20 protein-coding genes and 1 pseudogene are annotated in these 24,520 nt (G+C 44.7%); 7 read left to right on the top strand and 14 right to left on the bottom strand.

Going from position 1 to position 24,520, the window contains the following annotated elements:
- Nucleotides 1-75 precede the first annotated feature (75 nt).
- The 3 genes from HWI92_RS25585 to HWI92_RS07980 form a co-directional block, all read right to left on the bottom strand.
- Nucleotides 76-360, bottom strand: coding sequence for a hypothetical protein (locus tag HWI92_RS25585; protein ID WP_374757896.1), 285 nt, complete (start codon nt 358-360; stop codon nt 76-78).
- Nucleotides 361-526: 166 nt separating this feature from the next.
- Entirely contained in the window at nt 527-685 is a 159-nt protein-coding gene (locus HWI92_RS07975; RefSeq protein ID WP_204662497.1) for a DDE-type integrase/transposase/recombinase, read from the bottom strand.
- Between the two features lie 518 nt (nt 686-1,203).
- Nucleotides 1,204-1,521 (bottom strand): hypothetical protein, encoded by a 318-nt coding sequence (locus tag HWI92_RS07980; protein WP_204662499.1) that lies wholly within the window; start codon nt 1,519-1,521, stop codon nt 1,204-1,206.
- 505 nt (nt 1,522-2,026) lie between these two features.
- Between HWI92_RS07980 and HWI92_RS07985 the strand changes: the two genes are divergently transcribed.
- Entirely contained in the window at nt 2,027-2,305 is a 279-nt protein-coding gene (locus tag HWI92_RS07985; RefSeq protein ID WP_204662501.1) for a hypothetical protein, read from the top strand.
- A 610-nt stretch (nt 2,306-2,915) separates the two neighbouring features.
- Here the strand turns inward: HWI92_RS07985 and HWI92_RS07990 are convergent.
- From HWI92_RS07990 to HWI92_RS08000, 3 genes are read right to left on the bottom strand one after another with little or no spacing between them, the layout of a single operon-like run.
- A complete protein-coding gene (locus HWI92_RS07990) occupies nt 2,916-3,611 on the bottom strand; it encodes an ABC transporter ATP-binding protein (protein ID WP_204662503.1) in 696 nt (231 codons plus the stop codon).
- Entirely contained in the window at nt 3,604-4,998 is a 1,395-nt protein-coding gene (locus HWI92_RS07995) for an ABC transporter permease (RefSeq protein ID WP_204662505.1), read from the bottom strand. Before HWI92_RS07995 ends, HWI92_RS07990 begins: the two co-directional genes overlap by 8 nt.
- Entirely contained in the window at nt 4,995-6,431 is a 1,437-nt protein-coding gene (locus tag HWI92_RS08000; protein ID WP_204662506.1) for an ABC transporter permease, read from the bottom strand. The genes HWI92_RS07995 and HWI92_RS08000 overlap by 4 nt, the downstream gene beginning before the upstream one ends.
- A 634-nt stretch (nt 6,432-7,065) precedes the next feature.
- Here HWI92_RS08000 and HWI92_RS08005 point away from each other — a divergent pair.
- Nucleotides 7,066-11,418, top strand: coding sequence for a putative Ig domain-containing protein (locus tag HWI92_RS08005; RefSeq protein WP_204662508.1), 4,353 nt, complete (start codon nt 7,066-7,068; stop codon nt 11,416-11,418).
- A gap of 695 nt (nt 11,419-12,113) precedes the next feature.
- A complete protein-coding gene (locus HWI92_RS08010) occupies nt 12,114-12,380 on the top strand; it encodes a cupin domain-containing protein (RefSeq protein ID WP_229249102.1) in 267 nt (88 codons plus the stop codon).
- A 290-nt stretch (nt 12,381-12,670) separates the two neighbouring features.
- On the opposite strand, the gene HWI92_RS08015 is transcribed toward HWI92_RS08010, so the two are convergent.
- Nucleotides 12,671-13,585: a TIM barrel protein gene (locus HWI92_RS08015; RefSeq protein ID WP_204662510.1), complete on the bottom strand. Its 915-nt coding sequence runs from the start codon at nt 13,583-13,585 to the stop codon at nt 12,671-12,673.
- A gap of 143 nt (nt 13,586-13,728) precedes the next feature.
- On the opposite strand from HWI92_RS08015, the gene HWI92_RS08020 reads away from it, so the two are divergent.
- Together HWI92_RS08020 and HWI92_RS08025 are read left to right on the top strand one after the other, a co-directional pair.
- Nucleotides 13,729-14,436 carry a helix-turn-helix transcriptional regulator gene (locus HWI92_RS08020; RefSeq protein ID WP_204662512.1) on the top strand — a complete coding sequence of 236 codons (708 nt, stop codon included), beginning with the start codon at nt 13,729-13,731 and terminating at the stop codon, nt 14,434-14,436.
- A gap of 64 nt (nt 14,437-14,500) precedes the next feature.
- Nucleotides 14,501-15,040 carry a VOC family protein gene (locus HWI92_RS08025; protein ID WP_204662515.1) on the top strand — a complete coding sequence of 180 codons (540 nt, stop codon included), beginning with the start codon at nt 14,501-14,503 and terminating at the stop codon, nt 15,038-15,040.
- A gap of 11 nt (nt 15,041-15,051) precedes the next feature.
- On the opposite strand, the gene HWI92_RS08030 is transcribed toward HWI92_RS08025, so the two are convergent.
- From HWI92_RS08030 to HWI92_RS08040, 3 genes and pseudogenes are all read right to left on the bottom strand, one after another.
- Nucleotides 15,052-16,011: an alpha/beta fold hydrolase gene (locus HWI92_RS08030; protein WP_229249104.1), complete on the bottom strand. Its 960-nt coding sequence runs from the start codon at nt 16,009-16,011 to the stop codon at nt 15,052-15,054.
- Nucleotides 16,008-16,466 (bottom strand): annotated as a pseudogene (locus tag HWI92_RS08035) (DinB family protein); the annotation flags it as partial. The pseudogene HWI92_RS08035 and the gene HWI92_RS08030, both read right to left, overlap by 4 nt.
- 71 nt (nt 16,467-16,537) lie before the next feature.
- Nucleotides 16,538-16,885 carry a carboxymuconolactone decarboxylase family protein gene (locus HWI92_RS08040; protein WP_204662518.1) on the bottom strand — a complete coding sequence of 116 codons (348 nt, stop codon included), beginning with the start codon at nt 16,883-16,885 and terminating at the stop codon, nt 16,538-16,540.
- Nucleotides 16,886-17,102: 217 nt separating this feature from the next.
- On the opposite strand from HWI92_RS08040, the gene HWI92_RS08045 reads away from it, so the two are divergent.
- The gene (locus tag HWI92_RS08045; protein WP_204662521.1) at nt 17,103-18,020 is read left to right on the top strand and encodes a BRCT domain-containing protein; all 918 of its coding nucleotides are present in this window, start codon (nt 17,103-17,105) and stop codon (nt 18,018-18,020) included.
- Nucleotides 18,021-18,101: 81 nt separating this feature from the next.
- On the opposite strand, the gene HWI92_RS08050 is transcribed toward HWI92_RS08045, so the two are convergent.
- Nucleotides 18,102-18,374 (bottom strand): hypothetical protein, encoded by a 273-nt coding sequence (locus tag HWI92_RS08050; RefSeq protein ID WP_204662524.1) that lies wholly within the window; start codon nt 18,372-18,374, stop codon nt 18,102-18,104.
- 178 nt (nt 18,375-18,552) lie between these two features.
- Between HWI92_RS08050 and HWI92_RS08055 the strand changes: the two genes are divergently transcribed.
- Nucleotides 18,553-18,972, top strand: a complete 420-nt coding sequence (locus tag HWI92_RS08055; protein ID WP_204662527.1) for a helix-turn-helix domain-containing protein — start codon at nt 18,553-18,555, stop codon at nt 18,970-18,972.
- 48 nt (nt 18,973-19,020) lie between these two features.
- Here the strand turns inward: HWI92_RS08055 and HWI92_RS08060 are convergent, their stop codons facing one another.
- Genes HWI92_RS08060 through HWI92_RS08070 form a run of 3 tightly spaced genes read right to left on the bottom strand, consistent with a single transcriptional unit; the run spans nt 19,021 to nt 24,293 of the window.
- Nucleotides 19,021-20,337, bottom strand: coding sequence for a restriction endonuclease (locus tag HWI92_RS08060; RefSeq protein ID WP_204662530.1), 1,317 nt, complete (start codon nt 20,335-20,337; stop codon nt 19,021-19,023).
- Between the two features lie 57 nt (nt 20,338-20,394).
- On the bottom strand, nt 20,395-22,266 hold the full coding sequence (locus tag HWI92_RS08065; protein ID WP_204662532.1) for a UvrD-helicase domain-containing protein: 1,872 nt from the start codon (nt 22,264-22,266) through the stop codon (nt 20,395-20,397).
- Entirely contained in the window at nt 22,251-24,293 is a 2,043-nt protein-coding gene (locus HWI92_RS08070) for an ATP-dependent nuclease (protein ID WP_204662535.1), read from the bottom strand. Before HWI92_RS08070 ends, HWI92_RS08065 begins: the two co-directional genes overlap by 16 nt.
- Between the last annotated feature and the right edge of the window lie 227 nt (nt 24,294-24,520).

Raw genomic sequence — 24,520 nt, forward strand, 5'->3', positions numbered from 1 at the left:
GTTCCATGAACAAGACAAATGTAGAATTCTGAATCAATAAATCGAAGAATTTTTATGAAATAATTCTACATTAGTTTACCGCCATATTTTGTAAGCACCTATGACTATTTCTAAAATCACAGAAAAATAACCTAATGGCCACACTGTGACTACCAGCTGTAATGAAATACCGGCCATATGCTTCTGAATTCCCTTGACACTTATCCCGTTTGACATACCCGCTGGGGTAGTGGACGTTGCAAAAACGGTTTTTTTGTACGGATACCAATTCAGGGCGAGCAACCCTGACCGAAAGTGCGCCTGGTTAGGGGTAAGGTAGCCTAGTGAAGCATGTGGCCGGACCGAATTATAATGGTTGATTGCTTTTCAACGGCGGCTTGTGCGGATGAAAAACAAACAAAACCTTGGAGCCGAAAATCCTCCTTTAAAGTCCGGAACACGCTCGGCCCATGGCATTTTCGTTGGAATCACTGCTTTGGGTTATACTGATGGTGATATCATTATTTCGAAGCAGATCAACATACTTTCAGGAGCAGTATTGCACGCCCCGGTCTGAATGGTGAACCAGTGTTCCGCCAGCTTTTGCCCGCGTCCAAATCGCCATTTCAAGGGCACATACCGAACCTCTCGCTTCCATGGTTTTGTCCAGGTGCGACCCGACAATCTTGCGGGAATAAGCGTCCATGATTACCAACAGGTAGACGAAAACCAAACCCATTGAATATAAGCGGCCGCCGCGCGGTCATGTCTGCCACCAGAGCATATTAGCACATTTCGGTATCAGGTTCTTGGCAGGGTTAGAATACTTGTAAAAACAGTGATCGAAGTCCGGTGTTTGGACTCGTTTTCGCTACTTATAGGACAATACATTGTTGTATTTTAATAACTTATGTAGTTTTGCCTGTCCCAGTTTCAGCTGGTGACGTCCGATAAAAATCCCGCCTTACTTCTCGTAATTTGCTGTTCCGATCCCGGGGATCTTACAGTGGATGCGCCGTACTTTTTCCAAGATTAGGTTTATTTGAAAGGACTGTTTTTCCTTTCGCCTCGCAGCCGCATACCAAACCTGTCTTGTCAAACCCGCGCGGCGTCCGCGAACAATTTTGTGAGCTGCTCCATACCCACAAGTGGGTAGCAACTGGTCTGCTTTTCTGTTGTCCGGTTCGGACCGCCGATGCGGCCAGACTTTCTAAAATAGGAATTTTAAACCGCGCTGGCGGCCCAGTCTTTTTCGGCAATTTGAATGGCAATTTCAAAAGCTTCGGCCTTAAATCTAAAGAATTGATTTTCCTTTTCAGATTCTAAAAGCCGCTTTTCCAAGGCTTTCAAATACGACGCGTCAGTTTTCTTTTTCATAATACGGTTGAAAGTTAAATGGGAAAATAAATAAGGCTGTAACCGGTGTTTGAAGTACTGCCCGGCGGCATAGCACCGGTTCGTCCGGCGAAGCCTTGCCTGAGGAATGTGCAGCTCCTTGTGGATCTGATGCTGATCAGTGATTTCAACACGATAAATTTCCACAACTTTCCTTTTAAAAAGCACTGACTTGCTACTTTTTTATTTCTTTGTAAATCATCAATATACAAGATTTACCAAGGTATTGTAAGGCTATTTCAGTGTAATTCAATGTTGAAAATCCTGTTAAGTCCGCCAAGTGCCGAGATGCTGGTAAGCCTGGCGTTCTTGTAGATACTAAGAATTTCAATGGGGCTTTTAAGATAATCCAGCCGATTCAATGTAAGCAGATTGTCATTGCTGCCAATGCTGATGCTACCATCTACTTGTATCAACGAAGATAAGCCGGGAATGCTGGTCAGGTTTGAATTTTGATTAATTCTAAGTGAGCCCGATACTGCTTGGCGAGAGAATAATTTCAGAGATCTCCGAGAGTTTACCAGTTCACAGCAGAAACGAGCACATAGCGCTACCTTACCTAAGTCGCCCATTCACTGTCTATTAACAGCAAAAGAAAGGCAAACAAGGTATCTTACAAGCTTCCTGGCAAAGTAGTTGCAATGCTGGATTCATGAAAATAAAAGAGACAATTCGCGAAATAGTGGACAGGCACAAAAAAGAAAGAGAGTGTCTGACCCAATCTGGCAAACAGATACGAACCGACTCTGCTATAGAGTTTAAAAATGGAGTGTCTAAGCTGGCCAGAGAAAAGAACTTCGACCATGCGAAGGCATTGCTGTTAATCAAGTATTCTCGCGATGTAAAAGAGAGCTTTGAAGATCAGAATAAAAGGTCAAGCGAAATGGATATACGACACAGGAAAGAATTTACTGATAGTGAGGAAAATTAGTCTCTTAGGTTTTTCTGGTACTCTTCCATCCTGGATTGCAGTTTGTAAATATTCGAAAGTACGCCAACAGCAGTACGCCTATTCACCCTATCAGCCAAGAAAAGAGCGCCTGTAATGAAGCTGGATGAGGCAAGTAAGGCGTATGTCAAGTAAGTTAATAAAGAAGAAGAATAAAAAAGCGCTACTGGTTAAGTAGCCCTTCCTGTTGTTCAGTGTTCTATTGTAATCCTTTGCATTGTCTCCGTTCCGTCCACATGGGTGAGTCTGACGAAGTAAAAGGCAGTTTTCAACTCATCAAGCAGCTCAACTGCATTAGCCACCCTGTTGCTTTTTGTAGCTTTATACACCGAATCACGTCATCTACGTCTATTGTAAAATAAGTACCTGAGCCTTGGAAATGCTTTGTGAAAAACAGGTTGCTGCAAGGGGTGGTCCGGAAGCAGAAAACTGATTTCGGACTATTCACCAGGGGTATGTAGCAATAAATAAAATTCATTTTCGAAGAATACACCCAAGACAAACTTGCTTGTATACAACTCTTTAATCTCAGCCATCTTTGACGTGGTAATTCACGTGTTCAGTTCATCTTATTACCATTTTAGCTTTGCGTTTAAACCGTTCTTAAATAAAAGCTTTCAAGTTCGTTGGCTGAAATGTCGTCCGCTTTGATCACTGCCTGCAATACACCTTCTTTCATAATGCCGATCCTTGTTGCTACTTCTTTGGCCCGGAAAATGTCGTGGGTAGCCATCAGGATTGCCGTTCCCTTGGCTGAAAGTGCCTGCATAATTTGTGAAAATTCATTAGATGCCTTCGGATCCAGGCCGCTTGTTGGTTCGTCGAGTAGCAGCACTTTCGCTTCCTTGGCAACGGCAATAGCGATCCCGACTTTCTGGCGCATTCCTTTCGAGTAGCCTCCAAGCCGCTGGTCAAAAGCTTGTGCTTGCAGGCCCGAAGTAGACAAGAATCTGCGGAGCTCGCCTGCGGAGTAGTCAAACCCTGCCAGTGAAGAGAAATATGCTAAATTCTCAAGTCCTGTCAGGTTTGGGTAAAGCATGACCGTCTCAGGAATATAGGCCAGATATTTTTTGATTTCCTGCGCATGCTCGGCCACCGATATACCTTTTATAAAGGCTGCACCTCCACTGGGTTCGATGAAACCCAGGAAAAGGTTGATAGTAGTCGTTTTCCCTGCACCATTTTGTCCTAGCAAAGCAAAGATTTCTCCCGCGCCGATGCACAGATTCAATTTGTTCAATGCAGTATGACTGCCATATCGTTTAGTCAATTCTCTGGCTTCAAGCATTTTGTAAATCTTTACTTTGTATGAAATTGATTTTAAATAAAAACAGGGCGCAAGCTGCCAACAAGATATTCCATACCGCAATGCTCGCCACGCTGCTTGCAAGTGGCTCAGCCACGTAACCAACTGGTTTGTAAGCCGGATAACCTGCCCAATCAATGTTAGACGTGGGTACATTCTCAAAAATAAACGGATAAAAATACTCGCGGATTTGTCGGTGGTGAGTCCTGACAGACTCCAGGTAGCGCACCTGGCTTGCTAAATCTGTATTGGCTATTTTGTTTAAAGCCTGCTGGGCTGTGATTACCGGATTGAAAACGCCGATTGTTTCACTAAACAATTGTCTCTGATGCAGTTTTTCAAAAAGCTTTACGGCAGAATGGGCAGATTCGAGATCGCCCGAGAACTGCATGGCGTAATACCACCCCGGGGAATATTTATCTTTTGCAATTGGATACTTTCGGTATTGCGGGTAAACTGCATAGAATTTTTCCATCGTTGGTCCTTTTGGCAAGTCCCATTTTTTATGATAACCTTCACGCTGACGCAAGGCCGTCTCTGCCGCCTCCGGAACTGGAACCGCAATGTTGACGGCAATGTTGGCAATGCCCGGGAAAAGAATCGCCAAAAAAATCCAGACACACACCAGCGTAGTTGCATTGAAAGCAGAGCTTTTTCCCATCCCCACGACAAGGGTCCCTACCAGCAGCCAGAATAGTACGTAAGGCAGCAGGATCAGCATCAACTGAAAAGTCGGTCCGGTTAGTGGTAACTGTAATGCTATTACTGACAAAGCAAAAATCGCAAGTGTAATTAGAATTACAACTGTGTACCTGATCAGCAACTTTCCGGCGATTGTCTGTCCAATACTGCCGGTTGTGGTCCTGACAAATTTCCATACACCACTTTCCACTTCATCGGAAATTACATTGTACAATAATGCGATAATCAGAAGTGGGAAAAGGAATATAAAAATAAACGATGTGTCCAGGTTTCCAACAAGTAACGTGAGCGGATTATTTAGTTCCGAATCATAAAGCTGGCCTTCAATGGCAAGCATCTTGACTTTTAACGTATAAGGGTTTACGTCACGCTGCCCGATGGCAAACCTGGCCCAGGGTGCAGGCGGGTTACTGGTGTAGAAAAACGGGTAATAGGCAGTGGTTCCCACAGTTGCCTTGGAACCGTGTTCAACAATCTCCTGTAAATGTTCTTTTTGAACCTGGGGAATCTTATGGATGGTTTTCTGATGCTGTCCAATAAGGTGGTTGCCGTAAAAAAAACCATAGGCAGCAAAAATCAGTAAAAAAGCGGTCCCTGTGAGCACGGTCCTGCCTAGTACAAAATTCTTGGCTTCCAGCATTAATACTTTGCGGCTGGTAATCATCATTGATATTTGAGTTTAGAGGACACAATATTTAACACAATGAAGCCTCCGGCAGCCCAAAACAAAAGTGCGATCAAGCTGGCAGAACTTGCGATCAGGTTTTGACCTATTGGCACCGGTTGAAATATGAAATCCGGCATTTCCCGAAAGTTCTTAGCGCTGACACGCTGAGTAGCGTTGTTTTTGAATGACACCTGAGTCAAATGAATATTGTTGAGCCTCTTGGTTTTTTCAAAACGGAACTGCTCGGTTTGTTTCTGAAATGCAGTAAACGAATCGAAATCCGTTCCGGCCAGGTTCATTGATATATTTCGAATTGCCAGAAACGGATCAGCGAAACCAAAGGCGGTCGAAACTGCATTCTGTGACTTGTAAGTGCTGATTAATCTGTCGAAATGCCTGTTGAAAATGGCCGAAGTGATATTTTCTCCTTCCTGCATGACTAACGCCCCGTAGTTGAGCGGCAAGGCCTGGATTGAATCGACGCCATGTTTCTTTAAGGTACGCGCTTTAAGGTTAGCGAAATGAGGGTCATCAGGGTTATGACTGTCTCCTGCTTCACTCACGTCCGCCTCGATGGCCCGCTCGAATTCAATCTTACCCGGTGCTTCAAACAAGCTGCTTCCTAATGTTTGCGCACTTTTTGGCATCACCACGAAGAACAGCATCCAGATCAGCACCAGCAGTATCAGCGCATTCTTAGCGGACGAGCTCATCGCAGATACGGTGACCACAATCAGAGTAATAATCAAAAAGTAAACTGCATATGAAAATACGATCAATACTATACGTATTGCCATGTCTGCCGCTGCACTGCCGGGTACGAGTGTAATACCTGCCGCCAGGCCTAGTATCAGTAAGGGAAGGAACAGCGACCACGTCACTGCTGTGAGTCCAGCCGTTTTACCAACCAGCACGTCCATATAAGAGGCTCTTTGGCAAAGTAAGATCTTTAAAACACCGTTTTCTTTAAGTCCGGAAACTGTTTGAAAACCAATGAAGATGATAAACAGCGGCACAAGCAATTGCAATACCATAGCCATACTCAGTTCGCCAAAGCGGAGCATTCCGTTTGAAAACCCGGCTTCACTCATGTTCAATGTATTTTGGCGGTGCGCTTCCAGAAATACAGAATTTCCGACATAGCTATCCAATCCGAAATCGAAAAAACTAAGTGGGGACTTTTCTCGAAATACCAGATAGCCATAGTGCGCCACACGGTGGGGATGCCGGTTGGGCTGGCTCATCCATTGCTTATGCACCTCGGAGCTAGCCGCAGCTTGTTGCAGGTTGAATTTACCGGCATACTGCCAACCTGTGTACACAGCGAGTAGTGAGACGGCCAACAACACAAAGAACAGTACAAAAGTAGTTTTACTTCGGAAAACAGAATTCCACTCCTGCCGTGCGATGGTCCTGATCAGTTTGAAATGCATGTCAATTAAATAAATATCATCCGACAAAGGAAGTGTAAATGCATCAATGTTGCAAGTACATATTACGGCAGAATTGAAGTTTGCATTATGACTGTCTCAGGTACAGTTACCAAAAAGCCTGATTTTTTAACAGGTAAATTCAGGTATGGTGTGAACATGAAGGCATTGCAATCCAGTATATTCAACCGGAAAAACCTATGCAAAATGGCCGCGACGGTGCACCGCTATATGGAAAGGTTGAACCGCACTTATTGCAAGGATCCGGGCCGTCGAGCGGTCCTAGATGCCAACTAATTTGAATTGCTTAAACAGCCGGGGAGACGATCCCATTGCCATTTTATCAGACGAATGGATGGACGATTACAATCGCTGTCATCTGCACCAAGCACTGGCTGGCTTGGCACTGGCAACGTTTACCAAGAAACTAGAAACAAATAAGTCTATTCTACACTGTCCTCTTGAGGGTAAGGATTCAAATCTCAGGGAAGCTTTCAAATCTGAGAAAGCTTACAACTTTTATCCTGTTTTGTTTGAAAACCAAACTAGTATTCACTTTAAACAAAATGTACTTTAAAAGATGGAATGGTTTTTTAGAAGTAGTTTTATTTTCTTATAAAAATTAAACTACTTCGGCATGACTCCAATATTCCTTAAAAAGCTTTCAACATCCTTAAAGCTATACTTATTGGTTTTTATAGGATTGACATGTGTGCAATTTGCAGAGGCGCAACCTCCATCGGCATTTACCTATCCTTCTCCGGTCGCCTATGTTGCTAATGTGAGCAATGTGTTTATTTCTCCAACAGTTTCAGGAACAGTAGCACGCTACTCCATGCCCGCTTCTCCGGCACTGCCTGCCGGGCTCACGTTCGACCCCAATACGGGTGTGATTTCGGGCGTACCCACTGAGGCGCTACCTACAACTGTGTACACAGTGACTGCAACAAATCAGAATGGAAGTATTAGTACTACTTTTACGATGACAGTCACAAACAATTATCTTAATAACAATAACAATCAACTGCATTTTGGTGGAGCAGGTGTTATTATATCACATCCAAATGGTACCTCTTCTGGGCAGGTAGCAGGAGACATCACACTTTACCAAAATGTAACCAACATTAATGGACAGGCAATAGATTGTATCATTACTACCAAGGAAGTAAACAATGTAACTTCCTGGACTTCCTATGACCAACCAGAAGTCTCTGGGTCTTCTTTCAACTCTAATTTACCTGACTTCTTTTCACCTCAGGTTAGCTTTGGTACAAACGGGGGGAATGTAAGCTACGAGTTCCAGTTTATTTTTGGTGGTACCTATAACAGCACCACCAGAGCTGGGCAGAATGTCGTCTTGCAAAATGTCAAGCTAAATACCTATGACATCGATGGAAATGGTACTGCTGGCGCGTTACAGTATAATGAATTTAGTGGGTTTACCAGCAGTGAGCTTGGTACTTCCCCAACAGTACAAGCTCTCTATAATACCGTAAGTGGTTTAACCAGGTTTGTTTCTACATCTTCGGCTAATTCAACAATGGTTACAGCGGCTGCAACCCGCATTCGGGTTACATACGCCAACATGAGCAACTTTTCTATCGTAGTGGGCTCGCAAGGTGCAGGACTGGCTTTTTTCTTTTTAGACCTGTCAGTTGGACCAACCTTTACCTCCGTCACTACATCAAGCCCGTCGGTAGACCTGAACACGAGTATAGTAGGTGTAGGTAATGAAGGTGCAGGATGCGCAGGAAGTCTACCCCTCACCCGCCCTTCCCAAACCAACATCAATGCCCAGGGTAGCCTCACAGGCATGGAAGTAAGCTACCCGGCATCCGACATCCGCGACGGCGCTGCCGAGCTGCTGACGGCTGCGGGCGCTACCGGCAGCAATGTATTGTCCCTGGGTTTTACGACAGGCTCATCGGGCACGCTGACCATAGGCGGGGTTACCTTCAATTACACCAAAAGCGTATCAGGCGTGCAGGGAGCTGCCACCAACAAAATTGCATTTACAAGAAGCACCGGCGGCACTACCTTCACCAGTGCAGAAGCTGAAACGCTGCTCGATGCGCTGCAATACAGTAACACGGCAGCCAATCCGACGATCGGGGACCGGCACCTGTCGGTACTGGTATACAATGCGGTTTTCAAAAGTCCGAGCGCCATGTTCTCGGCTACGGTAAACTGCGTAACGCTGGCCGGACATATCTTTAAAGACCAGAATGGACTACTGGGAACGACCGACTTCAATACCATCAGCGCGAATGCCACCACAGGCCAGTTTGCCGCAGGAGCAGCTTACGCGGTGGTGGTTGACCCGGCAACAAACCAGGTTATCGAATCGCGCGCGATTGCTGCGGGAGGTGCATTTAACTTCGGTACGGTTACGCCCGGCAGCTATTTCCTGTATGTATCCGCAACCGCGCCGGCAGCCGGATCCGTATTTACGCAGGCCACTTTCCCGTCCGGCTACGTCAGCGCGGGCGAAAACCTGTCGGCTGCGCCCGGAAGTGACCTGCTTAACGATGGAAAGCTGATCGTGACGGTAGGCACTACGCCGGTTACCAATGCCAATTTCGGCCTGAACTCGCCACCCACCGCCAATCCGCTTAATGCAGCTGCCCTGCAAAATCCGGGTGGAACGCAGCGGGTGGTCGTGCCGGCACTGACGGGCAATGATCCCGAGCAGGGAGCACTTGCGGGCGGCACTGGAAATGGTATTATTATCACAACTTTTCCTACAAATGCCCGCCTGTTTTATAACGATGTTGAAATTACCCCTGAAAGCGCGCCCATTCAAAACTATCAGCCGGCCTTGCTGAGCATAGACCCCGATGATGGTGCGCTGACGGCTTCATTTACCTACCGGCAGGTGGATGCTGCCGGCCTGACGAGCGAGCCCGCACTGGCAGTGATCCCATTTACCGACTTTACGATTGGTGGCAGGCTTTTTCATGATGTAAACGGAGTTGAGAACAACACGATTGATGGCGACCCCATCAGCTCAGCCGGACAAACGCCCCTGTATGCAAACCTTGTGTTCCGCTCCAACCGGGTGGTAGCCGGCAGTGTACCCGTCGTGAACGGAGCCTTTTTGTTTGGAACACGCAATGGTTTACAGGCAAATACCAGCTTTTTCGTCGTGATCAGCACCTTGGAAGGTATTGCTGGAACATCTATCGGGGCTACTCCCCTGCTGCCGGCAGGATGGCAGAATACAGCCGAAGGATCCGGCACGGGCGACGGCATTCCAAATGGCGCATTTGAACTGAATACTGCATCGGAGACGACGCCTGAAATCAGTTTCGGTATACAAATGCCGCCGGTTGCATATCCGGTTACCGCACTGACCCAGGTTAATCCCGGCGGCAGCAAACGGTTGCCGGTACCTGCCCTGAACGGCCTTGACCCCGAGGATGGCGTACTCGATGGCACGGTGCAGCCTGGTACGCCCGGCAACCGGGTACGGATCACAAGCTTCCCGTCCAATGCAACCCTCTATTACCAGGATGTTGCACTCGACACTGCCACTGCATTGATCACGAACTACGATGCCACCCGCCTCTTTGTGGATCCGGATCATGGTGCTATGACGATTACATTTACCTACCGGGAAGTAGATCAGGGCGGACTGGCCAGCGATGATGCGCTGGTGACGATGCCTGTCACAGACCTGTTTGTAAGCGGCAGCGTGTACCAGGATGCAAATGGCACGACCGACAACCTGCTCAATGGCATACGCATCAGCCAGGCAGGATCAGCCAGTCCCCTTTTTGTAAATCTGGTTAATACAGCCGGTCAGGTAGTGGGCAGTGTGCCGGTCAATGCCGGTACCTTCGAATTGGGAACTGCCGCGGGCCTGGAATCGGAAACGGATTTTACGCTGGTACTTTCGGCCACGGAGGGCATTGCGGGGACGGATACGGGTGCCGGATCGGAACTGCCTGCCGAATGGGCCAATACGGCAGATGGCGCCGGAACCGGGGACAGCAATGCCGACGGAGTACTGGCTTTCACCATGGGATCGGAAACTGTTGAAGGTGGATTTGATTTCGGCATTGAGCAGCTGCCCACAGCCGGAAGCGGCAGCCATGAGATGCGCAATGAGCCAGGCGATATCCTGATCAAAATTCCAGCCGATGCATTCAGCAACGACATAGCCAGCTCAGACCCGGACGGTGATGTAAGCTCACTGCGCATCACGTCATTTCCCGCCGGGTTGGCCGCTATTTCCATCAACGGTACAAGCTACCGCAGCAATGTGCCCGAAGAAGCGGAAAGCCTCACGGCATTGCTGCTCCCCACAGACCAGAGCGGCAACCCCTCGGCCAGCATGGCCATTGACCCCGGGCTCACAACTGAAACCAGGATTGATATTCCATTTGAAGTGGTTGACAATGCCGGCAAGGCAAGTACCAATACGGGTCATGCGGTCTTTGTCCTGACTGCGCCCCTGCCGGTTACGCTCGTGCATTTTGATGCGGTGAAAGAAGGAAATACTGCACTGCTCACTTGGGCTACCAGCGAGGAAAGCAACAGCCAGTCTTTTGAAATCCAGCATAGTGCCGACGGAATCACCTGGGCAAAAGCCGGGCAGGTAGCGGCAGCCGGAAATAGTATTCACATGAAGGAATACCGATTTGTGCATGCACAGCCTTTGGCAGGCAACAACTATTACCGCCTGAAAATGACGGATGCCAATGCTTCATTTGCATTCAGCAGGATCAGGACGGTAGACTTTGGTCATGCGGGAGAAATCAGCATTTATCCTAACCCTGCGCGGGATATCGCATCCATTCAACTGGAAAACTGGCAGCAGGTAAGCCGTGTTACCATCATAGACAGCCGCTCCAATGTAGTTTATACTATCAACAATCCGGAAAATAATAAAGTCAACTTGCAAGGCTATATGTCGGGTATGTATCTAGTTCGGATTGAAAGACAAGATGGGAGCTTTGTAGTACAGAAACTAGTAATAGAAAACTGAAATCTATAAGAGCGGGCAGAAATAGCATATGATTTAGGTCCCGCTCTACTTCTATTTTCATTACTCTTCTCCATATACCCGTACCCATAATAGGACAATGTGACCTTCGAATATTTTGTTTTCTATCCTCTTTGTGAATACGATGGGTGCCATTCCAGCAAGGGCCTGAAGCAGATGTAAGCGATTGTAATTATCCATCTATATAATTAACATTATGTTAAATAGATCATTTAGAAAACTGGATGTTATGGTTCTTTAAGTTAGTGCGAACCTTAACTCTCTTGAGCGGGGTATAAAACTTATTATTGAAAATTATGCAGGCTATATGCATGATCTGGACTGTCCTTTCACTTGCCATACGGTAACTGTGTTATTTGAGAAAATGACATCCATATTTCCTAAGTATCAAAGATGATTAAGAAAAAATCACTGCTATTTCTGCCAAAAGTTCATGATGTAAAGTCTAGAGAACAAGACCTGACAATATCGTAAATTCTCAAATTCTAACAACGAATACAGAACAAGAAGCGAGCCTTCAAATGTCCGAAGTCCTTAGAAAATTCGTACGCACCGGAGTACTCTGCAAATATCATTGGTAGATAAACAAATACCGCTTAATAAATTTGTCCGCCGCATAATAGTAAATGTAGTAACGGTCAATAATAGACAGATACGCAAATTTCGTCGTATCTGAGGTGAACGATCATGTTGTGAGGCTAAGTGTGATGACCGAAAGTTATCACTGGCACTATCATCCCAATTCAGACGAGACGTTCATGACCATCGAAGGGACGCTACTTATTGATCTGGAAACAAAAACCATTGAGCTACTTCCCGGTCAACTTTTTACAATTCCCAAAAACGTCGTCCACCGCACCCGGCCGAAGGGAGCGCGTTCAGTGAATATAACCATGGAACATTCTCAGCTGAAAACTGTCATCACAGAAAGTGAACTTGACTGAACTTTCGTAAGTGAAATCGCCTATGGCCTGGGCTTCAAATACCCGCAATCTTTTAGCAAGCTTTTCAAGAAACAGCAAAGAACGGAGTTGGTCGCGTGGATTGGCTGTCCTCTAAGACTAAGACTAACGGCCTGTGCGGTGATAGGGGCCGGTCATAACGCTCATTCTATTCACATGGTCATAGATACGTGCCAGCTCCACATTGGCATATTCTCCCTGCATCGTGTTTGCGAGACCGGTGAGATCCGCCGGGTAATATAATGAGTGGTTTATCAGGCATTTCGTCAAATCTACCGGCGGCCGACGTTAAAGTAAGGTTTGATTGCGGCGGGGTAATCAGGGAACGCAAGCTCAGGTTCCGGGATTTCCGGATGCCACATTTTCTCCCATTCAAAGCTGTAATACCCCTTATATCCGCCTCCTTCGAGTGCATTGATCGCCTCGGTGAGCGGTGCCTCGCCTTTTCCGATGAAAGTGTAAGCCAACTTGCCATCCACCAGTCTGCCGTCTTTGATGTGCGCGTGCCGGATGTATTTTTTCAAGGCCGCATACACTTCTGCAGGCGGTTCTTTAGTGACCGACCACATATTGAATATATCCCAGATCAACCCCACATTCGGGTGCTCGGCCTGTTTCATAATGCGCAGCAGCATGTCTTTCCAGATGACCTCCCCGTGAGATTCCAGAAGGACGATCACATTCTTTCCTTTGGCATAATTGGCAAGTTCCAGCAGCCCCTCTCCAATCATGTCGATCGTTTTCTCGCGATCCTGATCTTTGGGAAGATCATTGGGGAACACCCGCACATAAGGACAGCCGAGCTGCTGCGCGAGGTCGATAAAAGCCCGCCCTTCGTCCAGGTTCTTCTTGCGTTTTTCGGCATCGAGTTGGTGCAGCGCCGTAGAGGCGCCCAGGTTGCATATCTTGATTTTATGGTCGGCAAAAAGCTTCCGGGTTGAAGCAATCTGCTCGGGCGTGCTGAATTCAGGGCATTTGGGAAGATAAAGCTCCCCCTGCAACCCGCGAATCTCCACGGCATCGTAACCCTCTTTGGCCGCGGTCTTCACGATTTCGGTAAGCGTCCATTTAGGACAGCCCAATGTCGAAAAAGATAGTTTTTGTTTGTCTTTTTTGACAGGCAGGTCAAGAGTGGCTACGGCGGCCAGCGCTATGCTGCTTTTCAGGAATGTTCTGCGGGTATTCATTGGGGTAGATGGGTTAGGGGCTGTAGATAATCATTCCAGAAAGGCTAAATCGGGTAAAATATACCGGTTAGCATTTAGCGTAGAACCTGGCGGTCCGGAGCCGAAAAATACCCACTTTTGTGTAACGTTCTTGAAAACAAACATTGTCAGATAACGATACCTCCCGACTTTCCCGGCTTGTTGCCATTGTGACGCAGCTACAATCGAAGCGAATGATAACTTCCACTTACCTGGCCGAGCAGTTCAATGTCAGCGTACGCACGATTTACCGTGATATCCGTACGCTGGAAAGTGCAGGGGTGCCGGTTGTGACCGAGGAGGGGAAAGGGTATACCCTTATGGAAGGTTACCGGCTTCCTCCTGTCATGTTTTCCGAAGAAGAGGCAAATGCATTGATCACTGCGGAAAAGCTGGTGCAACTCAATAAAGACTCCTCATTATCACAAAACTATGTCAGTGCTGTCACAAAAATAAAATCGGTACTGCGGAGTAATACCAAGGATAAAGCGGCGCTCCTTTCTGAGCGGGTTGCTTTTGAGGAAACATCACCATTGAGCTCAGGCAGCAACTTGTTATCGTCATTACAAATTGCGCTTACCCACTTTGATGTCGTTCGGCTTGCTTACCGCTCATCGGCAAAAGATGATACGACATTACGGTTTGTGGAGCCATTTGCCGTTATTAACCGGTTAGGAGAAAATTGGTATTTAATAGCCTGGTGCCGCTTACGTCAGGATTTTAGGCTATTTCGATTCGATCGGATTATCGAATTTGAAATCATAAATGAGACCTTCAAGCCACACAAAATAAGCCTGGAAGAATTTCTTGAAAATTATAGGAGAAAATTCTGACCACCCCTGACATAAGGCTGTCACCTGACGCAGCTTATTTCGTGTAAACTTTAAAACAAAGCACATGGAAACCAGCAATTCAGTAAACATGACGCCCGAAGGCTACACCGCTATCACGCCATGGATCATCTCGCCATCTTCGGAAAAGTTGATAGCGTTTTTGAAAGATGCATTCGAGGCCCAGGAAATCCCCAACAGCAGAATCACGAATGATGTGGGACAAATCATCCACGTGGTTGTAAAGATCGGAGATGCTCACGTCATGCTTTTCGACGCGCGTGAAGGCTGGGGCGCTACGCCGACATTCCTGAACCTGTATGTCACAGATATCGAGAAGACTTATCGCCGTAGTCTCGAACTGGGTGCACAGTCGGTTACCGATATCACATTGTTATGGTTTGGCGAGAAAGTCTGCCGGATTCTCGATCCGTTTGGCAATTTGTGGTGGATCAACCAGCGGGTGGAAGAAGTTGACTTTACTAAGCCCGAGATTGCAGAACGTGCTGCGACGCATGAGGCCAAGCAAGGAATCGCATACATTCAACGATCTCTTGATGAAGCATTCAAAGCACAGAAAGCTTTTTTTGAAACTCCGGAACAATAGTGCCTGGCTGATTATTTCAGCCACTTACTTAACGCCGTTAGAAACAATGCCTGCTGATCAATAAATAAAGTATGTGAGCACTGATCCAAATATTTAACCCGATCAGTTCCGATCACGCGCCTCAGTTCACCAATCTGCTCATTCGAGTAAAGACCATCCTGCTTGCCATACAGGGCATAAACGGGAATCCGCAACTCCCGCAAATATTTGAGCTGTGGCGCAACATCAATGTTAAGTCTGGGTTCATGCTCCCAGAATGTTGCGACCGCATGGTCGTTTTTTACATAGCCAGTTATGAGCGGGTCTGTTGCATAGGAATTATAAATCGCTTTTGCGCGATCATTTGGCGCAGGCAATGAAAAGAATCCGTTCGCGGAGGCATGTTTGAAAACCAACGTGCGGTAGGCAAGTGAATTTGTGTCCATTGTAGCTATTGCCGACAACTCTTTCAAATTCACTGAATCCTTCTTGTTTTCGTAAATGTCCCTTGCAGACCGGAGAATGGTTCCGTAAGATTTCTGTTGCGATACCAACGCGCTGCACAAAATCAGGGACGCGATCTTTTCGGGATGTTTCCCGGCAAATTGGGCAGCTACCAAGCCGCCAAAGCTAAATGCAAGGAGCGACGCATTTGTTAGCTTATACTGCACGTATATCTTATCCAGGTCTTCAAAAGCTTCTGCATAGTCCATCCGAGCTTGCGTATCCGCCGACCGACTTTCTCCCCTCCGATCGTAAATGATCACAAAAAATCCTCTGTCGGCCAGTAACTGAGCGGTAGTTGCTTCGAAATATACGCTGCTGCTACCCGGTCCTCCGTGCAAGAAAATGATTGGGTGATTACTTCGACTCCCAAATGATCGGCTATATAAATGCTGAGATCGGCAAATGAAAGATGATAGAATAATGATGAATGACAGACATAATCGTCTGGCCAGCATTGGATAAAATGATTGGTTGATCAAATTCATTTGGCCAACCTTAAACCGAAATCATATCGCTTTTCAACCACCCGGCTAATCAGTCCGATCTGCCCGCAGTGATACATAGTGTGCTTTATATTCCAGTCAATTGCCTCGAACTTTGTGGTTGCAATGGGGTGCGGCGTGGGTGTGGGCTCCAACGGATCGTCGAGCTCAGAAGCAGATAGCGAGGATAAGACAGCAATTGATTTTTGCTGCATTACTTTCAAAGCATTGAACAATGTGTCTGGGTTTACCTTTCCAGCTGAAATCTGGGGACCGGCTACTGTAAACATCTCGCTATATTCCTTCATGGGGAGCTTCTGGAGTACATCCATTTGATGTCCCCTGATAACCATGATTGAATGGAAGTAGTGACTGACAATCAAATGACCGACCTGCCAGTTGATGTTGGAATCGACCACTTCGGGGATCACTTCCCATTTGTCGACGGGAACTGCATCGAGAAGCCGGTTCGTCCATTAGTACGCATTGATTGTTTGATTGATTAAGAGTTCGATTTCTGTCATGAGCGTTAAAGGCCTTTTTTTGCAATTTCCTCCTCAAATATACGCATCGCAAAAAGACCATTGCCGACAGCTCCACCAGCTCTAAGTGCCGCGGCGATAAACACAGTTTCCCCGATTTCTTCCTTTGTAGCTCCTGCCTCGATCGCATTTTTCATGTGGGCTTCGATACAGTACGAACATTGCGTCGTCAATGCCACTGCCACTGACATCAGCTCCCTGTATTTAACAGGAATGACACCGTCGCTCCGTTCAGTAGTATACTTCAAATTTAAAAAAGCCGCCGCCTCCTTCGGTGCGGAATTGATCAGTGTTTCAGTGTATTTCCGATCCTTGGGCGATTGATATTCGGTCATCGTAGTGCTGATTATGTGATACAATGCGAAGCTCCATGGTCAGTTTCTATACTCATTTTGAATGCTGGACATCGACTCTCATGCCAGTCGCCGAAGGCTGTTGAACGCACGCGGTCGAAGGTCCTGTTGACCGTTTAATCAATATATTCTCGTGGGAAGATAGGAAGGTTACACCGGATACTTATCCCGAAAAGCAAACCCAACTCAACCTCCCAAAATGCTCAACACCTCCTACTTCGACACTTACGACAGCGGCTCGTTCCGCCAATTCTGCGGACCGGCTCAGATTCACAAAGATTTAAACACGCTCTATGGGCTGATCGTCGGCATACAGGCCGACGGTCATATTAATGACAGCGAGATTGAATTGCTCCGCGCCTGGATCGAATCTGTTTCCAGCTTGCAGACAAAGGCTCCTTACAACAAGTTTGTCGCCAAGATCAATGCCATTATCAGCGATGGCGTTGTGACGGAGGAAGAGGCTGAGGATCTGATCTGGCTTTGCAAGAATTATTTGGATTACAACCGGAATCCGTATTATGATGTGATCACCTCTTCCACGCAGCAGCTCGGTGGGTTTCTGGCCGGGATTGCGGCGGACCAAACGATCAACATCGAGGAGCTTACCGCTTTAGGGAATTGGACGTCCAATAATGCGCCAATGTTTAAGACCTGGCCGTTTGACACCCTGTTGCCCGCCATTGAGCGCATTCAAGCCGAGCGACAGTTATCGGCTGACGATCACAGCGAGCTGCTTACATTTTGCCAATCCATTACTTCCATTAAACCAGCCGAGCAGGAGAAGGTTATCATTTCCGTCAAGCTACCAGAGCAGCAGGTTTCAATCCTGATCCAGGAATGCACCTTCTGTTTTACAGGAGAGTCTTCGAGGTATACGCGGAAGGAGCTGGCGCAAATTGTTGAAATGTACGGAGGCATTGCCGCCGACTCGGTGACCGCAAAGCTTCACTATCTGGTAATATGCGACGTGCGGAACCCTGCCTGGGCATTTGAGATGTACGGGCGAAAGGTGGAGAAAGCCATGAATATGAAAAAGAAAGGCGCCGGGCCGGAAGTGGTTTTCGAGGAAGATTTGTTTGCGGCGTTGAATGTGTTCGGATTTTCTCATTCCTGACCACCAAAGGCGTTGAAAGAGCTATTGCACCAAAATCAAGAAAGGCAACCAGCTTTGAGCCGATTGCCTTTCCTTAATACGTCAGGGTTTCATCTTTCCAACATCCTGGAAGAAAAATACCAGTTCTTTGAAAGATACGAACCTGTCGTGGCCTTTCGGATCGTAACCGGCTTCCTGACTGAAAAGGGTAAAGCCGGTGTACATGTCCCAGAGTTCATCGACCCAGGTAGCCGCGTCACTTTGCGAAAGCAGCTCCTTGACTTTGAGCCCGTAGGCGCGGAGGAGGTTGTCGGCTGCTGCGGAGTCCTCGGGCTCACGTAAGTATGAACTGCCCGTTTGTGATTGTGTATTCATTTCGTTGATTTTAAGTGTGGTACAAATTCTCGCCTTACGGTTTCTGCAAAGCACATATTGTCGCGTTCCGTTCTCAAAAGCATGGCCTTGTAAATTACGCCGCGGAGCCTGTAAAATATCCGGTAACATCCCGGCAGATTTCCATAAATTGCCTTTTTAAACAAAACCCGATTTGCGCATGACACATACTACCTCCAACCCTAAAATCCACGAAGGCCGTAACCTAAAACGTTTCCGCGAAATGCTGGGTATCAAGCAAGACGCGCTTGCATTCGAGCTCGGCGAAGATTGGAACCAGCAAAGAATCTCGACTTTGGAACAAAAGGAAAAGATTGATTCAGCAATTTTAGAGCAAGTATCCGCAATTCTGAAAATTCCGGCCGAAGCGATTAGGAATTTTGACGAACAACAGGCTATCACCGTAATTTCCAGCACTTTCAACGACAATTCTCAGCTAGGTACGCTGATAAATAATTACAACAATCCTATTGATGCGGTGTTAAAACTTCATGAAGAAAAAATGGCACTCTACGAACGGATGTTGACGGAGAAGGATGAGATGATGGGGCGGTTGGAGCGGTTGTTGTCCAGCCAATAATTTAAAACAAGATGTTCTTTTGGGATATGTAGATTCCATCATCTCAGGTCAAAATTCGTCAACATCCCATCCGATCTTAGAAAACTTGCTTTTGTAATTCTTAATTAGGATTTCTCGAATTTCATCTTGCCAATCAAAATCAGTTTCTTTTAAAACATCGATCGGCCAGGAACCATTTGCTACGTTCCCAACTTCTTCGTTCAATTGATCAATGAGATCGTCAGAATTCTCTATTGTAAATGGATGGCCATAATCAGCGTCGGTTCCGATTAAGGTATTTCCGTCTTCATCCCATTCTAAATCGTCCATATACGAATTAACAATTCCCTCGATGTTTAAATCAAAGGGATCATAATCATCGTACATCAAATTGGTTAAAAACTCCCTTAAAACCTGCGCAACTTTGATACTGGATATTTGATCCGGATTTAGTCTTCCTGTTAGTAGTTTATTCTTTAGCGTAGAATCTATAAATAAGATAAGCGGACGAAATGGGATTGACGCTTTTAACAATTGATCTTCGACAAATTCCACAATGCCTTCAACCTGGTCCTGCACATCGTTATCAAACATAGCGATTACACCCCTTGTATTACTGTAGATACTAAACTCATTCATTAGCGCCGGCAGCTGTCTAAACCTACCAACACCGTCAAGCACCTCAATCTTATACGACAAGTTGTTTACTCCCAACAACGTCACTAAATTATGAGCCATTTTAATATCACTTTGCCCTTCGACGAATATTAAAAAGTCTATCAACCGATGAGCGCCTCGTTCGTTTGGTTCGTCTTCTGAGTTCTCGTCAAGAGGGAATTCAACAATTCTAATAGGCTTGTCATTCGCAATCAACTTTGCCTCCTCTTTGAGTTCATATCGTGCATTGATCACACCCGTATCTCCCGCTTGTCTAAGCTTGAATCGCAAAAGCTCAATAAATGAGATTTCTCCTTCAAATAGCAGTTGAACATCTTTATCATCAAACAAAAGAACATTCAGCTCCTTTCCGTGTCCCAAAACACTAATAATATCATCTGAGAATCCACTAAATGAGATAAAAATACCACTCGTGGTATGAAACTTGCCATCAACTTTGCCCTTAAAAGCGTAGACATCTGACGCAGGAACAGGTGACCCGACCCATTTCGCCTCGAAAAGGAAAGTCTGTCCTTGCCAGAAAAATGAGCCGTCCACCTGTTCCCCCTTCGGCCTATAACTTGTCCTTGGATCCAACTTGTCTACTTGCAAAACAGACAATATTAGCTTCTCAAATAAATAACCGCGGTGCTGCGGTTTCACATTGTTTTCTTGCAATTCCTGAAAGTTGTATTTGACCTCATCCAAACTCCAAAATTTATCAGCCATGGCTAGTCATTTATGTTTGTAGTTCTTATTGCATCTACTTTGATAAGGAACCCAAATCTATCTAAAATGAGAGATTGAGAATATATTTGATTTGCCAAGCCAAGATTGCACATTAGTTAATGCGTGTTCCCCCATTTCTGACAAAGACAGAATAACGAGATTTTCCTTCGCACGAGAACTACAAACGTAAAATAGATTTCGTGTTCTCAGAAATCGCTCCTCGATCGATTCTGATCCTCCAATAAAATTCTGAAAGTTGTACATTGATTTCCAACTTGTGTCATCAATGATGACTAGTACATTTCTAAATTGATCTCCCTTAGTACCATGCTTAGTTGAAAAAACTGTCTCGTTTTTAACAAACTTAAATAACTCAATTATTTCATTATAAGGTAACTCTCGAACCGATGTATAAAATTTAATATTATCTTCATGTCTTATCCTCTCATCTGGATCCGGAATGTCTGCTGGTAAAACGGCGATCTTTTCTAGATATCTGGCAAATGGTTCGGCAAGAGCCAGTAAGTTGTTTTCAATGAGGTAGTCCAACACTGACCCAATATTGGATCCCAGTCTTAGAGATTGAAGTTTGTCGATTGTATCGAAAATTCTTTGCTTGTCCTCATGCTTAACCAATTTAAAATAACGATTTGCTTTCGGGCCGCTGATTATTTCACTCCCATTTGAATTTAGAAACGAAACAATACCATTATAATCTCCCGAGGTATAGTATTCGATTAAATGTTCAAGCCCGTCTCCTCTCTCCACTCCGGACTGCCTGTCGACAGAGCCAGTGAAAAATTTGATCAAAACATGCTCTCTCTTAATTATTTGCTCAGTCGCCCCCTCTCCGTACTTAGACGAAGCAATCTTGTACAGTTTTCCAAATCCACTCCTTTCGGCAACTCTGCTGTTGGCGATGATCAATATTTTATCCTCACTATTTTTACCAAAGTTCCAACCCTGACTTTCTAAGCTGGAAATAATCTTGTCGTAGTTAGCATCCTTATATGGTTGAAGTGACTTTTCATAGTCGGTTTTGTTCTGCCCCTTTACTATTGGAGGATAGTTGTCACAATTGATAAATGATACAGAACCACTTATTCGATTTCTCTCGCTCGGCAGAACTTGTTGCAGACTGGTTCTGAACTTGTTCAAAAATTTAACTATCGCGGCGGAAGAACGATAGTTTTCGCTCTTTTCTACTAAAAAGAGTTTATTTTCATCAATGTATGATGCCATCGTGCCTACGCCACCATCATATATTTTTTGGAAGGAGTCACCAAAAAAACCGAAGCATATTTTCGGGTTATCGATAAAAAGCATGGAATTTAGTAAGGCGTCTACAACTCTGGGAGATGTGTCTTGGTATTCATCAATAAAAATGTAAGGGTACTTGTCAACAACAATCTTGGTAAGAAGCGGATATTTTTCAATCAAGTTGGCCGCTATTTCTATCACGTCATCATGATGCAGTCGCCCCTTCTCGAAATCACGATATCCAATATCAGCATATGTGACTTGTAGAAACTTAACCCTATTCTTCAAATCAGGTAGGTACTTGTCCGGCTTTGTTACCGCTCTCTCCTCATTCAATAAGCATATTTCATCGAACAATTGACTCTGAAAGTTTTTAACTGTGCCCCATAAAAATTCATGAATAGTTGATATCTCAAGCAATGGGTTGTATTCAAGACGCTCTACAATCTCGTTTCTCGCGACATTTGTATACGTAATACAAACTATTTTTTTGTTATTGTAACTGAGAACTTTCCCTTTTTCAGCTATAAGATGGGCTATTGTCTGAATAAGTGTAAATGTCTTGCCCGAACCAGCACCTGCTTCGAGAACAAAACTTTTATTCTTGACAAGGAGGTCTTGTATTTTCTCAAATGCCACCATTTTTTTTATGTCTATATTGCCAACCATTCAAGACCCTCTTTTATATATAGGGGGACTTTCCATTTACCAAACTCTTGTTCATTAAATGACATTACATCAAAAGCGAATCTAGTCTTCGCCTTAGACGTCTTGGGGGCCAAATCAAAACTATCTAATGTTTCAAATGACTCTTCCGAAATGACACGAAATCTAGAAAATTCATTTTTCACAGATTTTTCCACCTCTTTGCCGCTCTTCAAGACTTTCTTTTTACTTCTTAACAGCGAAGAATTGACTTGAATAAATGACTCTTCAAAACTTCGTGAATAATATGGTGGTGTACTTTCATTGATCTGAAAAGCAACTCGAACTATACCCTTATAAATCTTATCGGTTTCTGTAGATCCAAGTATTTCATGTATTAACGACTTCTTCGGTAACCATTTGGAGAGGGTGTGATTTGACGTTTTTTGTTCCAGTATCTTCAAATCGACGCGACAAGCCTTCTTTGAGGCATCAATTGAATCTAAGTCAGTAATTACAAGTGTCTTTATTTCAACAAAATTCAAAATTTGCTCAAATTTGTGCGTGTAGGCACCTCCCGCTTCAAGAATTGTCACATATTCGTTTTGCAGAGCAGTAGCAACTTTGGCAATCATTTGAGGTAAAAGCAATCGTTCGGTCACACCTTCGACAATAATTACTTTATCTGCAAAAAATAGATCTGACTTGTGTATATTCAAATATTGTTTGAGAAAACGATAAGTTTTCTTCTGATCATCAACATACAGATCGTTAAAGTCCTTTAGAAATACGACGTCATTTTTTCTTTTAAAATATCTAAGTCTGTTAAATCCACGTTTCACATCAATACCTGCTTCTGATATAATGTGAGAAGAATGAGAAGTAATTATCAATTGAACAACGATGCCATCGACAAGAGCCTTTCTTAGTAATTCAACTATTTGTTTGATAAATACTTGCTGCATTTGGGGGTGCATATGTGCCTCAGGCTCTTCAATAGTAACAACCAAAAATTGCGACACTCTTTTCTCGGATGAATTTTTTTGCTTTTCTAAAAAGCTGGCAAATTCCAAAATCATATAAATTAGATTGCTGTAACCCAATCCATTGTAGCTCTCAGGCAAATCGATCTCGTCTTGTTTGTAATAATATTTTATATTATTTTTTATAACTGCCTCGGAATCAAATACTGAGTCTATTACAATTTCTGGAATCACAATAGGAGTATGAGCACCAAATGTTTTCAACTCTGAGAGAATTCCTCCCAATATATCTTTATACTTTAACTTCAACTCCTCCGACATCGATTGTAATTTACTTTCGAGGCTAGTGATGTCTTCTCCACCCTTGTTCCTATATTTATAATATTTTGCAAAGCCTAATGCAAGCGTATTATTCCGATCACCCTTTTTATCATCAAGTATGCGTAGCGCATGAATTTCTTCAAATGAGACAACTTTCGTAATCTTATTCTTAAATGCGCCTTCCAATTCGCGGCGATTACCTGTTGGCCAGTCAACTGCGAAGCATTTAACTCTATAATATTGGGTAATTTTCGTTTGTAAGAATTTGATAAGTCCAACAGACTTATCCTGACGACTTGAGAAATCCTTGAACAGACCTAGTGTATTAATGGGATGATAACTTACACAAAGGCAGGCATCGGTTCTTAGCATGTCAAGATCTGTAATAAATTCACTTAGCTCTACCAATGAATCCTTTTTAGAATCGTATGCAAATCGTAGATACATTTCGATTTTTGGTATCTTACCTTGCAATTCTTTCAAAATTTTATTCTTCTCCTCGTCGTTATTTTCAGCGACATAGCGCTCATAAATAGCATAAGAGTCTCGGAATGTGGGGTAACAATTCTGAGAAAAATCTTCGAAACTAATATTTGTCTCGTCTGACAAGAAAATCTTTATCGCTTCGAACAGTGAAGTTTTTCCAGTATTATTCTTACCAACGACAAGTGTTATATCAGATTCTAGACTTAGATCAACAGCAGCAAGCATTCTAAAATTGCGTATTGAAATGTGCGTGAGTCTCATAGAATTGGGTTTCGTGGTTAACTAAGATAGATGTATTAAATGCCCGTCATGGATTACGACTAATAATTTGTCCATAAAATACAATCCGTTGATAAGACTACTCATATTGGGCGGTGTATGATAGTATATGCTCACCTCATTTTGTCAGCCTTATCATAACAGAGCAAATGCTTTCAACTAATGACAAGGCATTGAGCACTAGGTGCGTCAGTAGCTCTTATAAGTTC

The organism is Dyadobacter sandarakinus, assembly GCF_016894445.1.
GTDB lineage: Bacteria > Bacteroidota > Bacteroidia > Cytophagales > Spirosomataceae > Dyadobacter > Dyadobacter sandarakinus.